This is a genomic window from Streptomyces sp. NPDC001393 (genome assembly GCF_053597455.1).
The window spans coordinates 178,923-194,764 of record NZ_JBSFIH010000006.1 but is presented as its reverse complement, the minus strand read 5'-3'; the positions used below and the strand labels follow the sequence as shown (position 1 = coordinate 194,764).

General features: G+C 71.0%; 14 protein-coding genes. 13 read left to right on the top strand and 1 reads right to left on the bottom strand.

The genetic code is table 11. The annotated features are described in order from the left end of the window. The first annotated feature begins 4 nt into the window (after window positions 1-4). From ACWC2T_RS10415 to ACWC2T_RS10360, 12 genes are all read left to right on the top strand, one after another. Window positions 5-1,255, top strand: a complete 1,251-nt coding sequence (locus ACWC2T_RS10415) for an MCE family protein (RefSeq protein WP_450669956.1) — start codon at window positions 5-7, stop codon at window positions 1,253-1,255. After that, a complete protein-coding gene (locus ACWC2T_RS10410) occupies window positions 1,252-2,292 on the top strand; it encodes an MCE family protein (RefSeq protein WP_450669955.1) in 1,041 nt (346 codons plus the stop codon). Before ACWC2T_RS10415 ends, ACWC2T_RS10410 begins: the two co-directional genes overlap by 4 nt. A gap of 221 nt (window positions 2,293-2,513) precedes the next feature. Further along, the gene (locus ACWC2T_RS10405) at window positions 2,514-3,524 is read left to right on the top strand and encodes an MCE family protein (protein ID WP_450670017.1); all 1,011 of its coding nucleotides are present in this window, start codon (window positions 2,514-2,516) and stop codon (window positions 3,522-3,524) included. Next, window positions 3,521-4,630, top strand: coding sequence for an MCE family protein (locus tag ACWC2T_RS10400; RefSeq protein ID WP_450669954.1), 1,110 nt, complete (start codon window positions 3,521-3,523; stop codon window positions 4,628-4,630). Before ACWC2T_RS10405 ends, ACWC2T_RS10400 begins: the two co-directional genes overlap by 4 nt. Continuing rightward, window positions 4,627-5,901, top strand: coding sequence for an MCE family protein (locus tag ACWC2T_RS10395; RefSeq protein ID WP_450669953.1), 1,275 nt, complete (start codon window positions 4,627-4,629; stop codon window positions 5,899-5,901). The genes ACWC2T_RS10400 and ACWC2T_RS10395 overlap by 4 nt, the downstream gene beginning before the upstream one ends. After that, window positions 5,898-7,187: an MCE family protein gene (locus tag ACWC2T_RS10390; protein WP_450669952.1), complete on the top strand. Its 1,290-nt coding sequence runs from the start codon at window positions 5,898-5,900 to the stop codon at window positions 7,185-7,187. The genes ACWC2T_RS10395 and ACWC2T_RS10390 overlap by 4 nt, the downstream gene beginning before the upstream one ends. Next, complete coding sequence (locus ACWC2T_RS10385; protein ID WP_450669951.1) at window positions 7,184-7,657, top strand: hypothetical protein; 474 nt, start codon at window positions 7,184-7,186, stop codon at window positions 7,655-7,657. The genes ACWC2T_RS10390 and ACWC2T_RS10385 overlap by 4 nt, the downstream gene beginning before the upstream one ends. 22 nt (window positions 7,658-7,679) lie before the next feature. Beyond that, window positions 7,680-8,480: a hypothetical protein gene (locus ACWC2T_RS10380; protein WP_450669950.1), complete on the top strand. Its 801-nt coding sequence runs from the start codon at window positions 7,680-7,682 to the stop codon at window positions 8,478-8,480. 149 nt (window positions 8,481-8,629) lie between these two features. After that, on the top strand, window positions 8,630-9,469 hold the full coding sequence (locus ACWC2T_RS10375; RefSeq protein WP_450669949.1) for a TIM barrel protein: 840 nt from the start codon (window positions 8,630-8,632) through the stop codon (window positions 9,467-9,469). Between the two features lie 44 nt (window positions 9,470-9,513). Beyond that, window positions 9,514-10,407 carry a 2-hydroxy-3-oxopropionate reductase gene (locus tag ACWC2T_RS10370; protein WP_450669948.1) on the top strand — a complete coding sequence of 298 codons (894 nt, stop codon included), beginning with the start codon at window positions 9,514-9,516 and terminating at the stop codon, window positions 10,405-10,407. A 173-nt stretch (window positions 10,408-10,580) separates the two neighbouring features. Further along, window positions 10,581-12,044: a catalase gene (locus ACWC2T_RS10365; RefSeq protein ID WP_450669947.1), complete on the top strand. Its 1,464-nt coding sequence runs from the start codon at window positions 10,581-10,583 to the stop codon at window positions 12,042-12,044. 418 nt (window positions 12,045-12,462) lie between these two features. Further along, entirely contained in the window at window positions 12,463-12,693 is a 231-nt protein-coding gene (locus tag ACWC2T_RS10360) for a hypothetical protein (protein ID WP_208898006.1), read from the top strand. A gap of 246 nt (window positions 12,694-12,939) precedes the next feature. Here the strand turns inward: ACWC2T_RS10360 and gcl are convergent, their stop codons facing one another. Then, on the bottom strand, window positions 12,940-14,727 hold the full coding sequence (gene gcl, locus ACWC2T_RS10355; protein WP_450669946.1) for a glyoxylate carboligase: 1,788 nt from the start codon (window positions 14,725-14,727) through the stop codon (window positions 12,940-12,942). A gap of 253 nt (window positions 14,728-14,980) precedes the next feature. On the opposite strand from gcl, the gene ACWC2T_RS10350 reads away from it, so the two are divergent. Beyond that, window positions 14,981-15,814: a hypothetical protein gene (locus ACWC2T_RS10350; protein ID WP_450669945.1), complete on the top strand. Its 834-nt coding sequence runs from the start codon at window positions 14,981-14,983 to the stop codon at window positions 15,812-15,814. Window positions 15,815-15,842 lie beyond the last annotated feature (28 nt).

Genomic DNA, 15,842 nt, shown 5'->3' with positions numbered 1-15,842 from the left:
AGCGGTGCGCACATGGAGACTCAGGCTGTACGGCATCGCGTTCCTCGCCGTGCTCGCGCTGCTGCTGTCGCTCGCGGTGGCCGTGTACCAGCAGGCGTTCACCTCCGTCGTACCGATCACCCTGCAGGCCGACACCCTCGGCAACCAGCTGGACCCGCGCGCCGACGTCAAGCTGCGCGGGCTGCTGGTCGGCGAAGTGCGCGCGGTGCACGCCGACGGCACGAAGGCGATCCTCGACATCGCGCTCAAGCCCGAGTACGTCCCGTACATCCCCTCGGACGTACACGCGCGGCTGCTGCCCAAGACGCTGTTCGGCGAGAAGTACGTCGATCTCGTGCCGCCCTCCGCGCAGTCACCGGCACGTCCCATCCACGCGGGAGATGTGATCACCCAGGACCGCACGAAGGCCGGCATCGAGGTGCAGCAGCTGATGAACGACCTGCTGCCGCTGCTGCGGACCGTCCGGCCGGGTGAACTGAACGCCACCCTCTCGGCGTTCGCCACCGCCCTGGAGGGCCGCGGCGACCGGATCGGCGGCAACCTCACCCGGGTCGAGGGCTATCTGCGCCGCCTCAACCCGCACCTGCCGTCCCTCAAGGAGGACATCGCGCGCTTCGCCGACGTCGCCGAGGTGTACGGCGACGCCGCGCCCGACCTGATGCGGATCCTGCGCAACACGGTCACCACCAGCCGGACGATCGTGGCCGAGCGGGACCAGTTGGCCGCGGGGCTGCGCTCCACCGCCGCCATGGCGGGCACGGCGAACGACTTCCTGTCCGACAACGGCGACCGGCTGATCACCCTGGGCCGGGTCTCCCGCCCCACGCTGGAGCTGTTCGCCCGCTACTCCCCCGAGTACCCGTGCCTGCTGACGGGTCTGGTCCGGCAGGAGAAGGCGTCCGAGGACGCGTTCCGGGGCGGGGAGATGCGGATCACCCTCGAAGCCGTCCGGCCGCAGGGGGCGTACCGGCCCGGTGAGGAACCGGTCTACGGCGCGCACTCGGGCCCGGACTGCCGTGGGCTGCCGCACCCGCAGGTACCCGGCCCGAAACCCCATCTCGACGACGGCACGTCGGCCTCAGATTCCGGCGGCGCGCTCCCCGGAGGTGCCGGCGTGTCCGCCACCCGGGCCGAACAGCGGGCCGTCGGCTCGCTCGTGGCCCCCGTCATGGGCGTCCCCGCGGACCAGGTGCCGCCCGTCGCGACCCTGCTGTTCGGGCCGCTCGCGCGCGGAACGGCGGTGAGCGTCGCATGAGCAGGGCAGGAGCGCGGCAGACCGCCGCCCCGCTGATCAAGTTCAGCCTCTTCGCGCTGGTCACGATCGCGGCGACGGCGCTGCTCGCCGCCACCATCGTCAACATCTCCTTCACTCCGAAGGACACCTACCACGCGGTGTTCACCGACGTCACCGGGCTGGAGACCGGCGACGACATCCGGGTGGCCGGAGTGCGGGTCGGGCAGGTCGAGGACATCCGGATCAAGGACCGGACCCTGGCGGAGGTCACCTTCACCGTCACCGAGGACCGGCCGCTGCTCGCCTCCACGCACGCGGTCGTCCGCTACCGGAACCTGGTCGGGCAGCGGTACATCGCGCTGACCGAGGGCACCGGCGACGCCACCGCGACGCTGCGGCCGGGCGGCACCATCCCGCTGTCCCGCACCCAGCCGGCGCTGGACCTCAACGCCCTGCTGAACGGCTTCAAGCCGCTGTTCGCCGCGCTCAGCCCGAGCGACGTCAACCAGCTCGCCACCGAGATCATCCAGACCCTCCAGGGCGAGGGCGGCACGGTGAACAGCCTGCTCGCGCACACCGCCTCGCTCACCGGCACCCTCGCCGACCGCGACCAGCTGATCGGCTCGGTGATCGACAACCTCAACACCGTCCTGCAGACGCTCGACAAGCGCGGCTCGCGCTTCTCCGGACTGCTCACCCAGCTGCGCCGGGTGATCTCGGGGCTGTCCGCCGACCGCGGGCCCATCGGTCAGTCCCTGGTCGGCATCGGCGACCTCACGCAGGTCACGGCGGGGCTGCTCAAGGACGCTCGTCCGCCGCTGAAGGACGACATCGCCGGGCTCGGCGAGCTCACCGGAACGCTGAACAAGAACCAGAACACCGTGGAGGGCGTCCTGAAGCGGCTGCCGAACAAGCTGAACAAACTGACCGGGACGGCCTCCTACGGCTCCTGGTTCAACTTCTACCTCTGTGACTTCGACGGCCGGATCGTGCTGCCGAAGACGAAACAGGTGATCACCCCGGAGTTGCACGTGGCGCGGGCGAGGTGTGGCGGATGAGCGCGCGTGTCCCGAGGCGGCGCCCCGAGACCCTGGTGAAGGTACGGGTCCTGCCGCCGAAGCTGCCGAGACCGCCCCGGCTGCTGCCGAAGCGCAAGGCCCGCCCCCAGCCGCTGGTGAAGGTGCGCGTCCTGCCGCCGAGGCTTCCGCGGCTGCCCCGGTCACCGAAGCGCAAGGCCCGCCCCCAGCCCCTGGTGAAGGTGCGCGTTTTGCCGCCGAAACTGCCCACGATCCGGCTGCGGCGCCCGCGCCTGAAGCCGTTCCGCGAGCGCAATCCGGTCGTCGTCGGCGCCGTCGGCCTCACCGTCCTCGCCCTGCTCACGGTCGCCGCGTTCAACGCGGACAGCCTGCCGCTGATCGGCGGCGGCGACACGTACAGCGCGGCGTTCTCGGAGGCGGGCGGGCTCAAACCCGGGGACGAGGTGCGGATCGCCGGAGTCAAGGTCGGCAGGGTCGAGGGCGTCGACCTGGAGGGCGACCACGTCAAGGTCACCTTCAAGGTGAAGGGCCACCCGGCGTTCGGCACGGACACGGGCGCGGCGATCCGGGTCAAGACGATCCTCGGCGCCAAGTACCTGGCCCTGCGCCCCGACGGTCCCGGCCAGTTGAGGCCGGGCAGCGAGATCCCGCTCCGGCGGACCGTGTCGGCGTACGACGTCGTCCAGGCCTTCAGCGACCTGACGACCACCACCGAGGAGGTCGACACGGACCGGCTCGCGAAGGCGCTGGACACGATCTCCGTCACCTTCCAGGACTCGCCCGCGGAGGTGCGCGCGTCGATCGAAGGTCTGTCGCGGATCTCCCGGACCGTGGCGTCCCGGGACAAGGCGCTGCGCGACCTCCTCGACCACGCGAACGGGGTCACCAGGGTGCTGGCCGGCCACACGAAGGACTTCTCCGCGCTGCTGACGGACGGCGACGCGCTGCTGCAGGAGATCGGCAGGCGGCGCGCGGCGATCCACACGCTGCTCAAGAGTTCCGCGCTGCTCGGCGTCCAGCTCTCCGGCCTGGTCGACGACAACAGCAAGGAGATCGGGCCCGCCCTGCAGAACCTCAACACCTTCCTGAAGATGCTCGAACGCAACCAGGCGAGCCTCGACCGCAGCGTCCAGCTGCTCGCGCCGTACGTGCGGCTCTTCACCAACACCCTCGGCAACGGCCGCTGGTTCGACTCCTACGTCCAGAACCTGGTCGCCGCCCCGGTCACGCCACGGACGGGAGGCACCCGATGACCCGCAGACTCCTGGCCCTGTGCACCGCCCTCGCGGTCGTCGCCGGCCTCGCCGTCGTCCTGTGGCCGGGCCCCGACCCGGTCCACGTGACGGCGTACTTCCCCCGCACCGTCGGCATCTACCCCGGCTCCGACGTCCGCGTCCTCGGTGTCCGCATCGGCGAGGTCAGGAAGATCACGCCGGAGGGCGCCCGGGTGCGGGTGGAGCTGGAGTACGACCGGGGCCGCAAGGTCCCCGCCGACGCGCAGGCCGCCATCGTCAACTCCTCGGTGGTCAGCGACCGTTACGTGCAGCTGCTGCCGGTGTACCGCAAGGGCGCGGTCATGCGGGACGGCGCCGTCATCCCCGAGTCCCGTACGGCCGTCCCGGTCGAGCTGGACCGGATCTTCGACAGCCTGCACACCACCGCCGAGGCGCTCGGCCCGAACGGCGCCAACAACAAGGGCTCGCTGTCCCGGCTGCTCGGGGTGAGCGCGGACAACCTCCGGGGCCAGGGCCAGAACCTCAACCAGACGGTCCAGGACCTGTCCCAGGCGGTCACCACGCTGTCCGACGGCCGCGGCGACCTGTTCGGGACCGTACAGAACCTCCAGGTGTTCACGGCCGCACTGGCCGGGGACGACCAGAGCGTGCGGTCGTTCGACACCGACCTCGCCGGCGTGGCCGCCCAGCTCGCCGGGGAGCGCAAGGATCTCGCGGCCGCGCTGAAGTACCTGGCCGCCGCCCTCGCCGACGTGTCGGGCTTCGTGAAGGGCAACAAGAAGGCGCTGACCTCGGACGTGCAGGGCCTGGCCGCGGTCACCAAGGTGCTCGTCACCCAACGGGCCGCACTGGAGGAGCTGTTGACCGTCGCCCCCACGGGCCTGTCGAACCTGCAGAACGCGTACAACCCCGCCGCCGGCACCCTCGACACCCGCAACAACGCGCAGACCCCGCAGGATCCGGCGTCCCTGCTCTGCTCGGTCCTGAGGACGACCGGGGACGACCACGACGGCTGCGCGGGCCTGAGGAAACTCTTCGGCTCCCTGCCCGAGCTGCCATCGGCTCCCGCGACGACGGGCACGGTCGACAAGACCCTCGGCGGAATCCTGGGGGCACCGGCATGAGCGGGCGGCGCACGACGCGGGTGGCCGCCTGGACGGCGGCCGGCTCGCTGCTGCTGACGGGCTGCGAGTTCAACGGCTGGTACGACGTCCCGCTCCCCGGCGGCGCCGCCTCCGACGGCCACGCCTACCACGTCACCGTCGAGTTCCGGGACGTACTGGACCTGGTGCCGCAGTCGGCGGTCAAGGTCGACGACGTCACCGTGGGCACGGTCGAGAAGGTGCAGCTGGACGGCTGGCACGCGCGCGTGCGGCTCAGGATCGCCGACTCGGTGAAGCTGCCCGGCAACGCGGTCGCCGACCTCAGGCAGACCAGCATGCTCGGCGAGAAGTACGTGGCCCTGTCCGCGCCGGTCGGCACGCCGCCGGTCGGACGGCTCCGCGACGGCGACCGCATCCCGCTCTCCCGCAGCGGCCGCGACCCGGAGGTCGAGGAGGTGCTGTCGGCCCTGGCCGCACTGCTCAACGGCGGTGGCGTGGCCCAGCTGAAGACGATCACCGTCGAGCTGAACAGGGCCCTCAGCGGCCGCGAGGACCGGGTCAGGTCCCTGCTGAAGCAGCTCGACACCTTCCTCGGCGGCCTCGACGACCAGCGGGCGCAGATCGTGCGCGCCCTCAAGGGCGTCGACCGGCTCGGCAAGCGGCTGGCGAAGGAGAAGCAGACGATCGCCCAGGCCGTCGACACCATGCCGCCCGCCCTGAAGGCCCTCGCCGACCAGCGCAAGGACCTGACGAAGATGCTCACCGCCCTGTCCCGGCTCGGCACGACCGGCACCAGGGTGGTGAACGCCTCCCGGGACGACACCGTCGCCGACCTCACGAACCTCCGGCCCATCCTGCAGCAGCTGAACCAGGCGGGCGACGACCTGCCCAACTCCCTGGAGATCCTGACCACTTACCCCTTCCCGCGCAACGCCACGGACGCGATCAAGGGTGACTACGTCAACCTGAAAATCACCGCCGACCTCGACCTGGCGGACCTCTACGGGAACGTGGCCGGCAAGCCCGGCAGGGGCAGGAAGTCACCGGCGCCCAAGCCGCCGGGCCTGCCCGGCGTCCCCACTCCCGCCCCGCTGCCGTCCCTGCCGGCCACTCCGACCCTGCCCGCCACCCCGTCCGTGCCGCCCGTGCCCTCGAAGCCCTCCGACGGCAGCACCCTGCTGTGCCCGCCGGTGTGCACCGCGGCCTACGGCACCGAAGACGGCTCGGGTCACCTCCCGGCCGGGATCGACCTCGGCCTCGCCGAGCTGATGCTGAAGGGGATACTGCCGTGATCACACGTACGGTCAGGGCTCAGCTGCTCGCCTTCGCGACCGTGACCGCCCTCGGGGTGTCGTACGTCGGCGCCCGCTACACGGGCCTGGTGGACGACGTCCTGCACCGCGGGTACACCGTACGGGCCGACTTCGCCGAGTCCGGGGGCGTCTTCCCCGGCGCCGAGGTCACCTACCGCGGTGTGCCGGTGGGCCGCGTGGGCGATCTGCGGCTGACCGGCTCCGGGGTGTCGGTCGCGCTCAGGATCGAGGACGGTGCCACGAGGATCCCGGCCGACACGCTCGCGGTGGTCGCCGACCGTTCGGCGGTGGGCGAGCAGTACGTCGACCTCCAGCCGCGCCGGTCGGGTGGCCCGTACCTCAGGGACGGCAGCCCGATCCCGCGCAGCCGCACCCGGACCCCGCTGCCGGTCACCGATCTGGTCCTCAGCCTCGACCGGCTGGTCAACTCCGTCGGCAAGGACGATCTGCGGGTCACCGTCGACGAGCTGGGCAAGGCGTTCTCGGGCACCGGACCGAACCTGAGCCGGCTGGTGGACTCCGGCAACGCGCTGGTGGAGTCGGCGTCCGCAGCGCTGCCGGAGACGACCTCGCTGATCGAGGACTCGCGGAAGGTGCTGAAGACGCAGGCGGAGCAGGGCTCGGCCATCAGGTCGTTCTCCCGCGACCTGGCCCGGCTCACCGAGCAGCTGAAGTCGAGCGACGGCGATCTGCGCCGGCTGATCGGCGCCGCGGTGCCCGCCACGCAGCAGCTCGACTCCCTGCTGAAGTCCACGCGACCGCAGGTGCCGGTCCTGCTGGCCAACCTCGTCAGCGGCGGCCAGATCACCCTGGCCCGGCTGCCCGGCGTCGAACAGGCCCTGGTCACCCTCCCGCTCACGGTCGCGGGCAGCTACACGGTGATCCCCGGCGACGGCACCACCCACTTCGGGCTGACCGTGAACGCCGACGACCCGCCCGCGTGCACCCAGGGCTACGGCACCCAGCGGCGCGACCCCGCCGACACCGGCACCCGCCCGGCGAACACCGACGCGCGCTGCACGGCACCGCGCGGGAGCAGGACCTCGGTGCGCGGCGCCCAGAACGCCCCCGGCGCCACGGCCGGTTCGGGCGGCGCGAACCAGGCCGCGTTCGTGGCCCCGTACGACCCGGAGACCGGCACCGCGACCGGCCCGGACGGCACGCCCGTCGAGATCGGCTCGACGGGCGGCGAACAGACCGTGTTCGGAAAGGAGTCGTGGCAATGGCTGCTCGTGGGACCGATGGCAGGACAGGACGGCGCATGAGGCTGCTGTCGGCGGCGCTCGCCGCCGCGACCGTGCTGACGGCAGTGCTGTGCGGCTGGCTGGGCCTGAAGCTGTCCGACCAGCGCGCGGCCGACCAGCGCCGTCAGGACATCCTGGCGGCGGCCCGCCAGTCGGCGCTGAACTTCACCTCGCTCGACTACCGGCACTACGACCGGGACAGCCGCACCGTGCTGAGCGGCGCCACCGGCGACTTCAAGAAGCAGTTCGCCGCGCAGACCCGGCAGTTGACCAAGCTCGTCGCGCAGAACAAGTCGGTGTCCGAGGGGCAGGTCCTGGAAGCGGGCATCGTGCGCTCCGACGAGCGCTCGGCCCAGGTCCTGGTCGTCGCCGACAGCAAGGTGACCAACACCGCCGCGCCCGACGGCCAGGCGCGCACCTACCGGCTCCAGCTCGGCCTGGTGCGCGTGGCCGGCCGCTGGCTGACCTCCGACGTCGAGTTCGTCGGCTGAACCACCCGTGAGGAGAGACACCGTGGCGAACCCGACCACCCGCACCCGCGGCACCGGCTCCCCGGCCCGCCGCACCCTGACCGCGGCCGCCCGCGCGGCGGCCAAGCGCGCCGGGCGGCCGGTGCGCCCCGAGCCCGAGCGCCGTGCCGGCCCGGAGGAGAAGACCTCCACCGGACGCACCCTGCTCATCGACCCCCCGGCGGACGGCTGGGACGACCCGCCGGAGCCCGAGGTCTCGGAGGCCTCCGACGCCTCCGAGACCTCCGTAGCCCCAGAAGCCTCGGACACCGAACCGGAGGAGAGCGCACCTGTGCGCCAGGCCGGGGGGCGCGTGGTCACCGCGGTGCTGGGCGTCGTCCTGGTGGCGGCGCTGGCCGTGGCCGCCGTACTCGGGTGGCAGTACCGGCAGGGACGGCAGGCGGAGCAGGCCCGCGGCGCGGCCCTCGCGGCCGCGCAGAAGGCGGCGCCGGTCGTGCTGTCGTACGACTACCGGCACCTGGACCGGGACTTCTCCCGGGCCCGCGCCCTGCTCACCGGGCACTTCCGCGACCAGTACGGCAGGACCACGAAGACGGTGGTCGCGCCGACGGCGACGAAGTACCACGGCGTGGTGACGGCGACCGTGGCCACACCCTCCGACGGCGGCGCCCCGGCGGCCTCCGTCGTGTCGGCCACGCCGGACCGGGCCGTCGTCCTGCTCTTCGTCAACCAGGTCACCGAGAGCACCCAGGTCCCGGAGCCCCGCCTGGACCTGAACCGGGTGCGGATGACGCTCACCCGCACCTCGGACGGCTGGAAGGTGAGCGGCGTCGACGCCCTCTGACCAGGCCTCCGGCAGTGCCCCCGCGCCCCAGGCGCGGGGGCACTTTTTCGTGGGCTCTCTTGACAGCCCTGCCCCCTCACAGGCACTCTTCCATTAAGCAGAAAGCAACTTCCGCAATGTGGAATTACAGGGAAGGGAGCGCGGCCCCCGTGGGATTCGCAGACCAGCGCTTCAACGTCAACCTGTCGATCCTCTTCACGGAACTCCCGCTCCTGGAGCGTCCCGCGGCCGCCGCCGCGGCGGGCTTCACGGCGGTCGAGCTGTGGTGGCCCTGGATCGACTCCCCCACTCCCGAGCAGTCCGAGCTCGACGCCCTGAAGAAGGCGATCGAGGACGCGGGCGTGACGCTCACGGGCCTGAACTTCTACGCCGGACAGCTGCCGGGCCCGGACCGCGGCGCCCTGTCGGTCCCGGGCGAGGAGTCGGAGAGGTTCCGCGCCAACATCGACGTGGCCATCGCCTTCGCCGGGTCCCTCGGCTGCACGACGTTCAACGCCCTGTACGGCAACCGCGTCGACGGCGTGGACCCGGCCGAGCAGGACGCGCTCGCCCTGGAGAACCTGGTGCTCGCGGCCCGCGCCGTCGGCCAGGTCGGCGGGACCGTCCTGATCGAGGCCCTCAACCAGCCCGAGTCGCCGAAGTGCCCGATCGTGAGCGCGCCCAAGGCGATCGAGATCGTGGACAAGGTCAACGAGGCGACGGGCCTCGGGAACGCCAAGTTCCTGATGGACCTGTACCACCTGTCGATGAACGGCGAGGACCTGCCGTCGGTGATCGAGAGTTACGCGGCGAAGACCGGTCACGTCCAGATCGCCGACAACCCCGGCCGCGGCGCCCCCGGGACGGGTTCGCTCCCGCTGGAGGAGCTGCTCGACCAGCTGAGGAAGGCCGGTTACGACGGCTGGGTCGGCCTGGAGTACAAGGCCGGCGACCGCCCGAGCGCCGAGGCCTTCGACTGGCTCCCGCGAGAAGCCCGCGCGGCTCGCTGAACACCCCTGACTTTGCAAGGCAGTTGAGAGAGGCACCCCCAATCATGAGCAGCAACCTCCCCAAGATCGCCTGGATCGGCCTCGGCATCATGGGCTCCCCCATGTCCGAGAACCTGATCAAGGCGGGTTACCAGGTCACCGGCTTCACCCTGGAGCAGGACAAGCTGGACCGCCTGGCCGCCGCCGGCGGCACCGCCGCCTCCTCCATCGCCGAGGCCGTGCGCGACGCCGACGTGGTCATCACCATGGTGCCCGCGTCCCCGCAGGTCGAGGCCATCTCCTACGGCCCGGACGGCATCCTGGAGAACGCGAAGCAGGGCGCCCTGCTGATCGACATGTCCTCGATCACCCCGCAGACCTCCGTCGACCTCGCGAAGGCTGCCAAGGACAAGGGCATCCGGGTGCTGGACGCCCCGGTGTCCGGCGGTGAGGCCGGCGCCATCGAGGCCGTGCTGTCGATCATGGTCGGCGGCGAGCAGGCCGACTTCGACCAGGCCAAGCCGATCTTCGAGGCGCTGGGCAAGACCATCGTGCTGTGCGGCCCGCACGGCTCCGGCCAGACCGTGAAGGCGGCCAACCAGCTGATCGTCGCCGTGAACATCCAGGCGTGCGCCGAAGCCGTGGTCTTCCTGGAGAAGTCGGGCGTGGACCTGCAGGCCGCCCTCGACGTCCTCAACGGCGGCCTGGCCGGCTCGACCGTGCTGACGCGCAAGAAGGACAACTTCCTCAGCCGCGACTTCAAGCCGGGCTTCCGCATCGACCTGCACCACAAGGACATGGGCATCGTCACCGACGCCGCCCGCAACGTCGGCGCCGCCCTGCCGGTCGGCGCCGTGGTCGCCCAGCTGGTCGCCTCGCTGCGCGCCCAGGGCGACGGGGGCCTGGACCACTCGGCCCTGCTGCGGGCCGTGGAGCGCCTCTCCGGCGCCCAGGTCTGACCGGCCCCTGAAGACTTCCGGGCCGCGGCGCCGCTGACACCTGTCCTGTCGCGCCCAGGCGGCGCCGCGGCCCGGAATCAACTTCAACAAACTGTTGACGCTCAGATCGCCCTACTTCTAGGCTCCACAAAGCGGAAGAAGATTTCCGCTGCCACCCGCACGGAAGGTCCACGATGTCGAAGCGCGTGCTCACGACAGAGTCCGGCGCACCGGTCGCCGACAACCAGAACTCCGCCTCGGCCGGCGTAGGCGGCCCGCTCCTGATCCAGGACCAGCAGCTCCTGGAGAAGCTCGCGCGCTTCAACCGCGAGCGCATCCCGGAGCGCGTGGTGCACGCCCGTGGCTCCGGCGCGTACGGCCACTTCGAGGTGACCGACGACGTCACCGGCTTCACCCACGCCGACTTCCTGAGCGAGATCGGCAAGCGCACCGAGGTGTTCGTGCGCTTCTCGACGGTCGCCGACTCCCTCGGCGGGGCCGACGCCGTCCGTGACCCGCGCGGTTTCGCGGTGAAGTTCTACACCGAGGAGGGCAACTACGACCTCGTCGGCAACAACACCCCGGTGTTCTTCATCAAGGACCCGATCAAATTCCCCGACTTCATCCACTCGCAGAAGCGCGACCCGTTCACGGGCCGTCAGGAGCCGGACAACGTCTGGGACTTCTGGGCGCACGCCCCCGAGGCCACGCACCAGGTGACCTGGCTGATGGGCGACCGCGGCATCCCGGCGTCGTACCGGCACATGAACGGCTACGGCTCCCACACCTACCAGTGGACCAACGCCGACGGCGAGGCCTTCTTCGTCAAGTACCACTTCAAGACGAACCAGGGCATCCGCTCCCTGAGCAGCGAGCAGGCCGCGGAGCTCGCGGGCAAGGACCCGAACTCCCACCAGACGGACCTGCTGCAGGCCATCGAGCGGGGCGTGCACCCGTCGTGGACCCTGTATGTCCAGCTCATGCCTGCGGCCGAGGCGGCGGACTACCGCTTCAACCCGTTCGACCTGACCAAGGTCTGGCCGCACAAGGACTACCCGCTGCAGCGCGTGGGCCGTCTGGTGCTGGACCGCAACCCGGACAACGTCTTCGCCGAGGTCGAGCAGGCCGCGTTCTCCCCGAACAACTTCGTGCCGGGCATCGGTCCCTCCCCCGACAAGATGCTCCAGGGCCGCCTGTTCGCCTACGCGGACGCGCACCGCTACCGCCTGGGCGTCAACCACACCCTGCTCGCCGTGAACGCCCCCAAGGCGGTTCCGGGCGGGGCGCAGAACTATGGCCGCGACGGCTTCATGGCGGTCAACGGCCAGGGCCGCGGCGCCAAGAACTACGAGCCGAACTCCTACGACGGCCCGGTGGAGACCGGCCGCCCGCTGTCGGCGCCCCTCGCGGTGTCGGGTCACACGGGCAACCACGCCGCGCCCCTGCACACCAAGGACGACGACTTCTACCAGGCGGGCGAGCTGTACCGCCTGATGTCGCAGGAGGAGAAGTCCCGCCTGGTCGCGAACATCGCCGGCGGCCTGTCGCAGGTCTCCCGGGACGACGTGATCGAGAAGAACCTGGCTCACTTCCACGCTGCCGACCCGGAGTACGGCAAGCGCGTGGAGGAGGCGGTCCGCGCCCTGCGCGAGGACTGAGATTCGGTAACCCGCAAGCAGCGTACGGAGCCTGACGGGAGGTCAGTCCGCACGCGGCCCGCGCGACACGCCGCACGGCCCGGATGAGGGGTGGTCGTACGGCGGTGGGCGCGGGCAGGGCGAGGACCGTGGCGGCGTGCGAGCCAGTGCGGTGGTGAAGGACCGAGTCCCCTTCTCGACCAGAGGGAAGGGCACCCGGCTCCGTCGCACCCACCACGGTCCCACCCAGCCCCCGTTTTTCGGGGCCACCAGCTCCGTCCGGCGGCGCGAACGACCTGTCGCGCCCAGCCTCGTGCCGTCGGACGGTCACCACATGGACACGAAGCGCTCCCCCGGTCAGGGGGAGCGCTTCGTGCTGTCCGGGCCCGGAGCCGTCTTCCGGCGTGCGGTCGCGCCGTATCCGCAGGACGCTGAAGCCATGGGCAATACGCAGTTCCCGCACATCGTGGTCCACTCCCCCGCCCTGGACGGATCGCGGCGGGTCACCGAGGGGGACGTGACGCTGGGGATCGCCTCGCATCTGGACGATGTCGTGGAGATCCTTCGGCTGGCCGATCTGGACCGGATCGAGGTGGAGGAGAGCGATCTCATCGAGTGGCAGGGCGGCGGGCCCGACGACTGGCCCGGACTGTCGGAGCACGAGCTGTGAGGGCTGGTGTACGGCAGCGGTCGTAGGCGGGCTACGCCATCCTCAAATGAAGCTCTGAAGACAGCACCGGAGGCTTCAACCGCCCCCGCAGTAGGGCAGATTACGTGCACCAGGGGCCCGCCGGCACGGGGGCGGCGGGCCCCGCACCGGGGAGCACTACGGGGGACGTCACGGGGGACGCGAAAGGGCGGCCCGTCCTGGTGGACGGGCCGCCCTTGGTGTGCGCGGCGGTGTGCCTGGCGGGTGTCAGACCTTCAGCGGCTTGATCGACGTCGGCGCGTGGCCGGGCTCGGTGGCCAGTTCCTCGAACTCGGAGATGTCGCTGATGTCCATGGTGCGGCTCATCGAGATGTTGGTGATCCGCTCCAGGATCGCCTCGACGACGACCGGCACCCGGTACTCGGCGGCCAGCTTCTTCGCCTGCTCGAACGCCGCACCCAGCTGGTCCGGCTCGGTGACCCGGATCGCCTTGCAGCCCAGGCCCTCGGCCACCTTGACGTGGTCGACGCCGTAGACGCCGATCTCCGGCGTGTTGATGTTCTCGAACTCCAGGTTGACCTGGAAGTTGATGTCCAGGCCGATCTGCGCCTGCCGGATCAGGCCCAGGTAGGCGTTGTTCACCAGGACGTGGACGTAGGGGATCCGGTGCTGGGCGGCGACCGCCAGCTCCTCGATCAGGAACTGGAAGTCGTAGTCGCCGGAGAGCGCGACGACCGGGCTGTCCGGGTCGGCCTTGGCGACGCCGATCGCGGCCGGGATGGTCCAGCCGAGCGGGCCGGCCTGGCCGCAGTTGATCCAGTGGCGCGGCTTGTAGACGTGCAGCATCTGCGCGCCGGCGATCTGGGAGAGGCCGATGGTGGTGACGTACCGGGTGTCCGGGCCGAAGGCCTTGTTCATCTCCTCGTACACGCGCTGCGGCTTCATGGGCACGTTGTCGAAGTGCGTACGGCGCAGCAGAGTCGCCTTGCGCTCCTGGGTGGAGGCCACCCAGGCGGAGCGGTCGGGGAGCTTTCCTTCCGCCTTCAGCTCCTTCGCGACCTCGATGAACAGCTCCAGCGCGACCTTGGCGTCGGAGACGACACCGTAGTCCGGCGGGAAGATCTTGCCGATCTGGGTGGGCTCGATGTCGACGTGGACGAACTTCCGGTCCCCGCGGTAGACGTCGAGCTTGTAGCCGGTGTGGCGGTTGGCCCAGCGGTTGCCGATGCCGAGGACGAAGTCCGACTCCAGGAAGTTGGCGTTGCCGTAGCGGTGCGAGGTCTGGACGCCGACCATGCCGGCGTTCAGCTCGTGGTCGTCGGGCAGCGCGCCCCAGCCCATCAGGGTCGGGACGACCGGGGTCTGGGTCAGCTCGGCGAACTCCACCAGCAGGTCGGCGGCGTCGGCGCCGAGGATGCCGCCGCCGGCCACGATGACCGGGCGCTCCGAGTCCAGAAGAAAGGTGATCGCCTTCTCGATCTGGGCGCGGGTCGCGGCCGGCTTGTAGACGGGCAGCGGTTCGTACGTCTCCGGGTCGAACTCGATCTCGGTGAGCTGGACGTCGATCGGCAGGTCGATCAGGACCGGGCCGGGACGGCCGGACCGCATCAGGTGGAAGGCCTGCTGGAAGACGCCCGGGACCTGCGCGGCCTCCAGGACGGTGACCGCCATTTTGGTGACCGGCTTGGCGATCGAGGCGATGTCGACGGCCTGGAAGTCCTCCTTGTGGATCACGCTGGTGGGCGCCTGGCCCGTGATGCACAGGATCGGGATGGAGTCACCGATGGCCGAGTACAGGCCGGTGATCATGTCGGTGCCGGCCGGGCCGGAGGTGCCGATGCAGACACCGATGTTGCCCGGCTTGGTGCGGGTGTACCCCTCGGCCATGTGTGAGGCGCCCTCGACATGGCGGGCGAGGGTGTGGTTGATGCCGCCACCCTCCTTGAGCGCCTTGTAGAAGGGGTTGATCGCCGCGCCCGGCACACCGAAGGCGTCGGTGACGCCCTCGCGCTTGAGGATCTCAACTGCCGCGCGGGCAGCGGTCATACGAGCCATCGAGTACTCCTGCTTCGGCTTCTCGGATGCGTACTCCCGTCGCGCCCCGCGGTGAGCACAGTCTCCAGATGGGTCACACTTCCGCATTGCGGAAATTAACTTCTACTATCTGAAAACAATGTAGAAGCGCGCACCAACTGTCGTCAAGAGAGGTGGAGACCGGGCCAAGCGCCGGACAAGCGGGGTGGGACAGGAGGACCATGGGAGCCGCCGTCCCGACGCGGCTGTTCCGACGTGACGCTGGGGGTGGGCCATGCCCGAGAGCGTGCCGGTGCGCTGCCCGGCCTGCCGGCGCGAGCACATCTACACCGCGCCGTCGTATCCCTGCGCGTGCGGCGCGCCCACCGCCCCGCGGCTGGATCCGGCCACCGAACCGTCCGTGGCCGCCCAGCGGGCCTGGGACGACGAGTGGATCTCCGTGCCGTGCACCGCCTGCGGGCGCCTGGGCCAGTGGCCACACCCGGAGCTGGGCTGCTCCTGCGGCACGGTGTTGCGCATCCCGGTGATGCCTCCGGCGGCAGGCGGTGTGCCGTCGACAGACGGCGGTGTTCCGTCGCCGGACCACTTCATCCCGTCGACAGGCAGCCATGTCCCCTCGACAGGCAGCCATGTCCGGTCGGCGGACAGCGGTGTCCCGTCGGCGGCGGACGGCTTCGCTGCCCCCGCCAGGCGCCCCGCCTTCCAGCCGCGCGCGATCCGCACCGCCCGCGACGCCGTCACCGTCGCCGCGCTCTATCTGCGCTGGCTCGGCTACCGGGACATCCGCCGCGCCGACCAGCGGCCCCCGAACGGCATCGGGCTCGCCGCGCACGGGCTCCTCGCCCAGGTGGACCCGACCGTGCGCCCGGCGGCGCCGCGGGACGTGGAGTGCCTGTGGCTGACGGCGATGACGGAGTCCGCGGACTGCGTGTACTTCTCCCTCGCGGGATACACCGACGACGCCCGGGCCCGCGCGAACGCCCTCGGCATCCCCCTCTTCGTCCTGGACCTCGCGGGCGTCCCGCAGCCGGTGAACGACCACGCCGACACCCTGGACGCCGAGGGAGCGCCCGAACCGGGGCCCCGGCCGCGGAACCGGCGCAGCTGACCCCTCCGGAGCCGCCCGGCCGACGCGG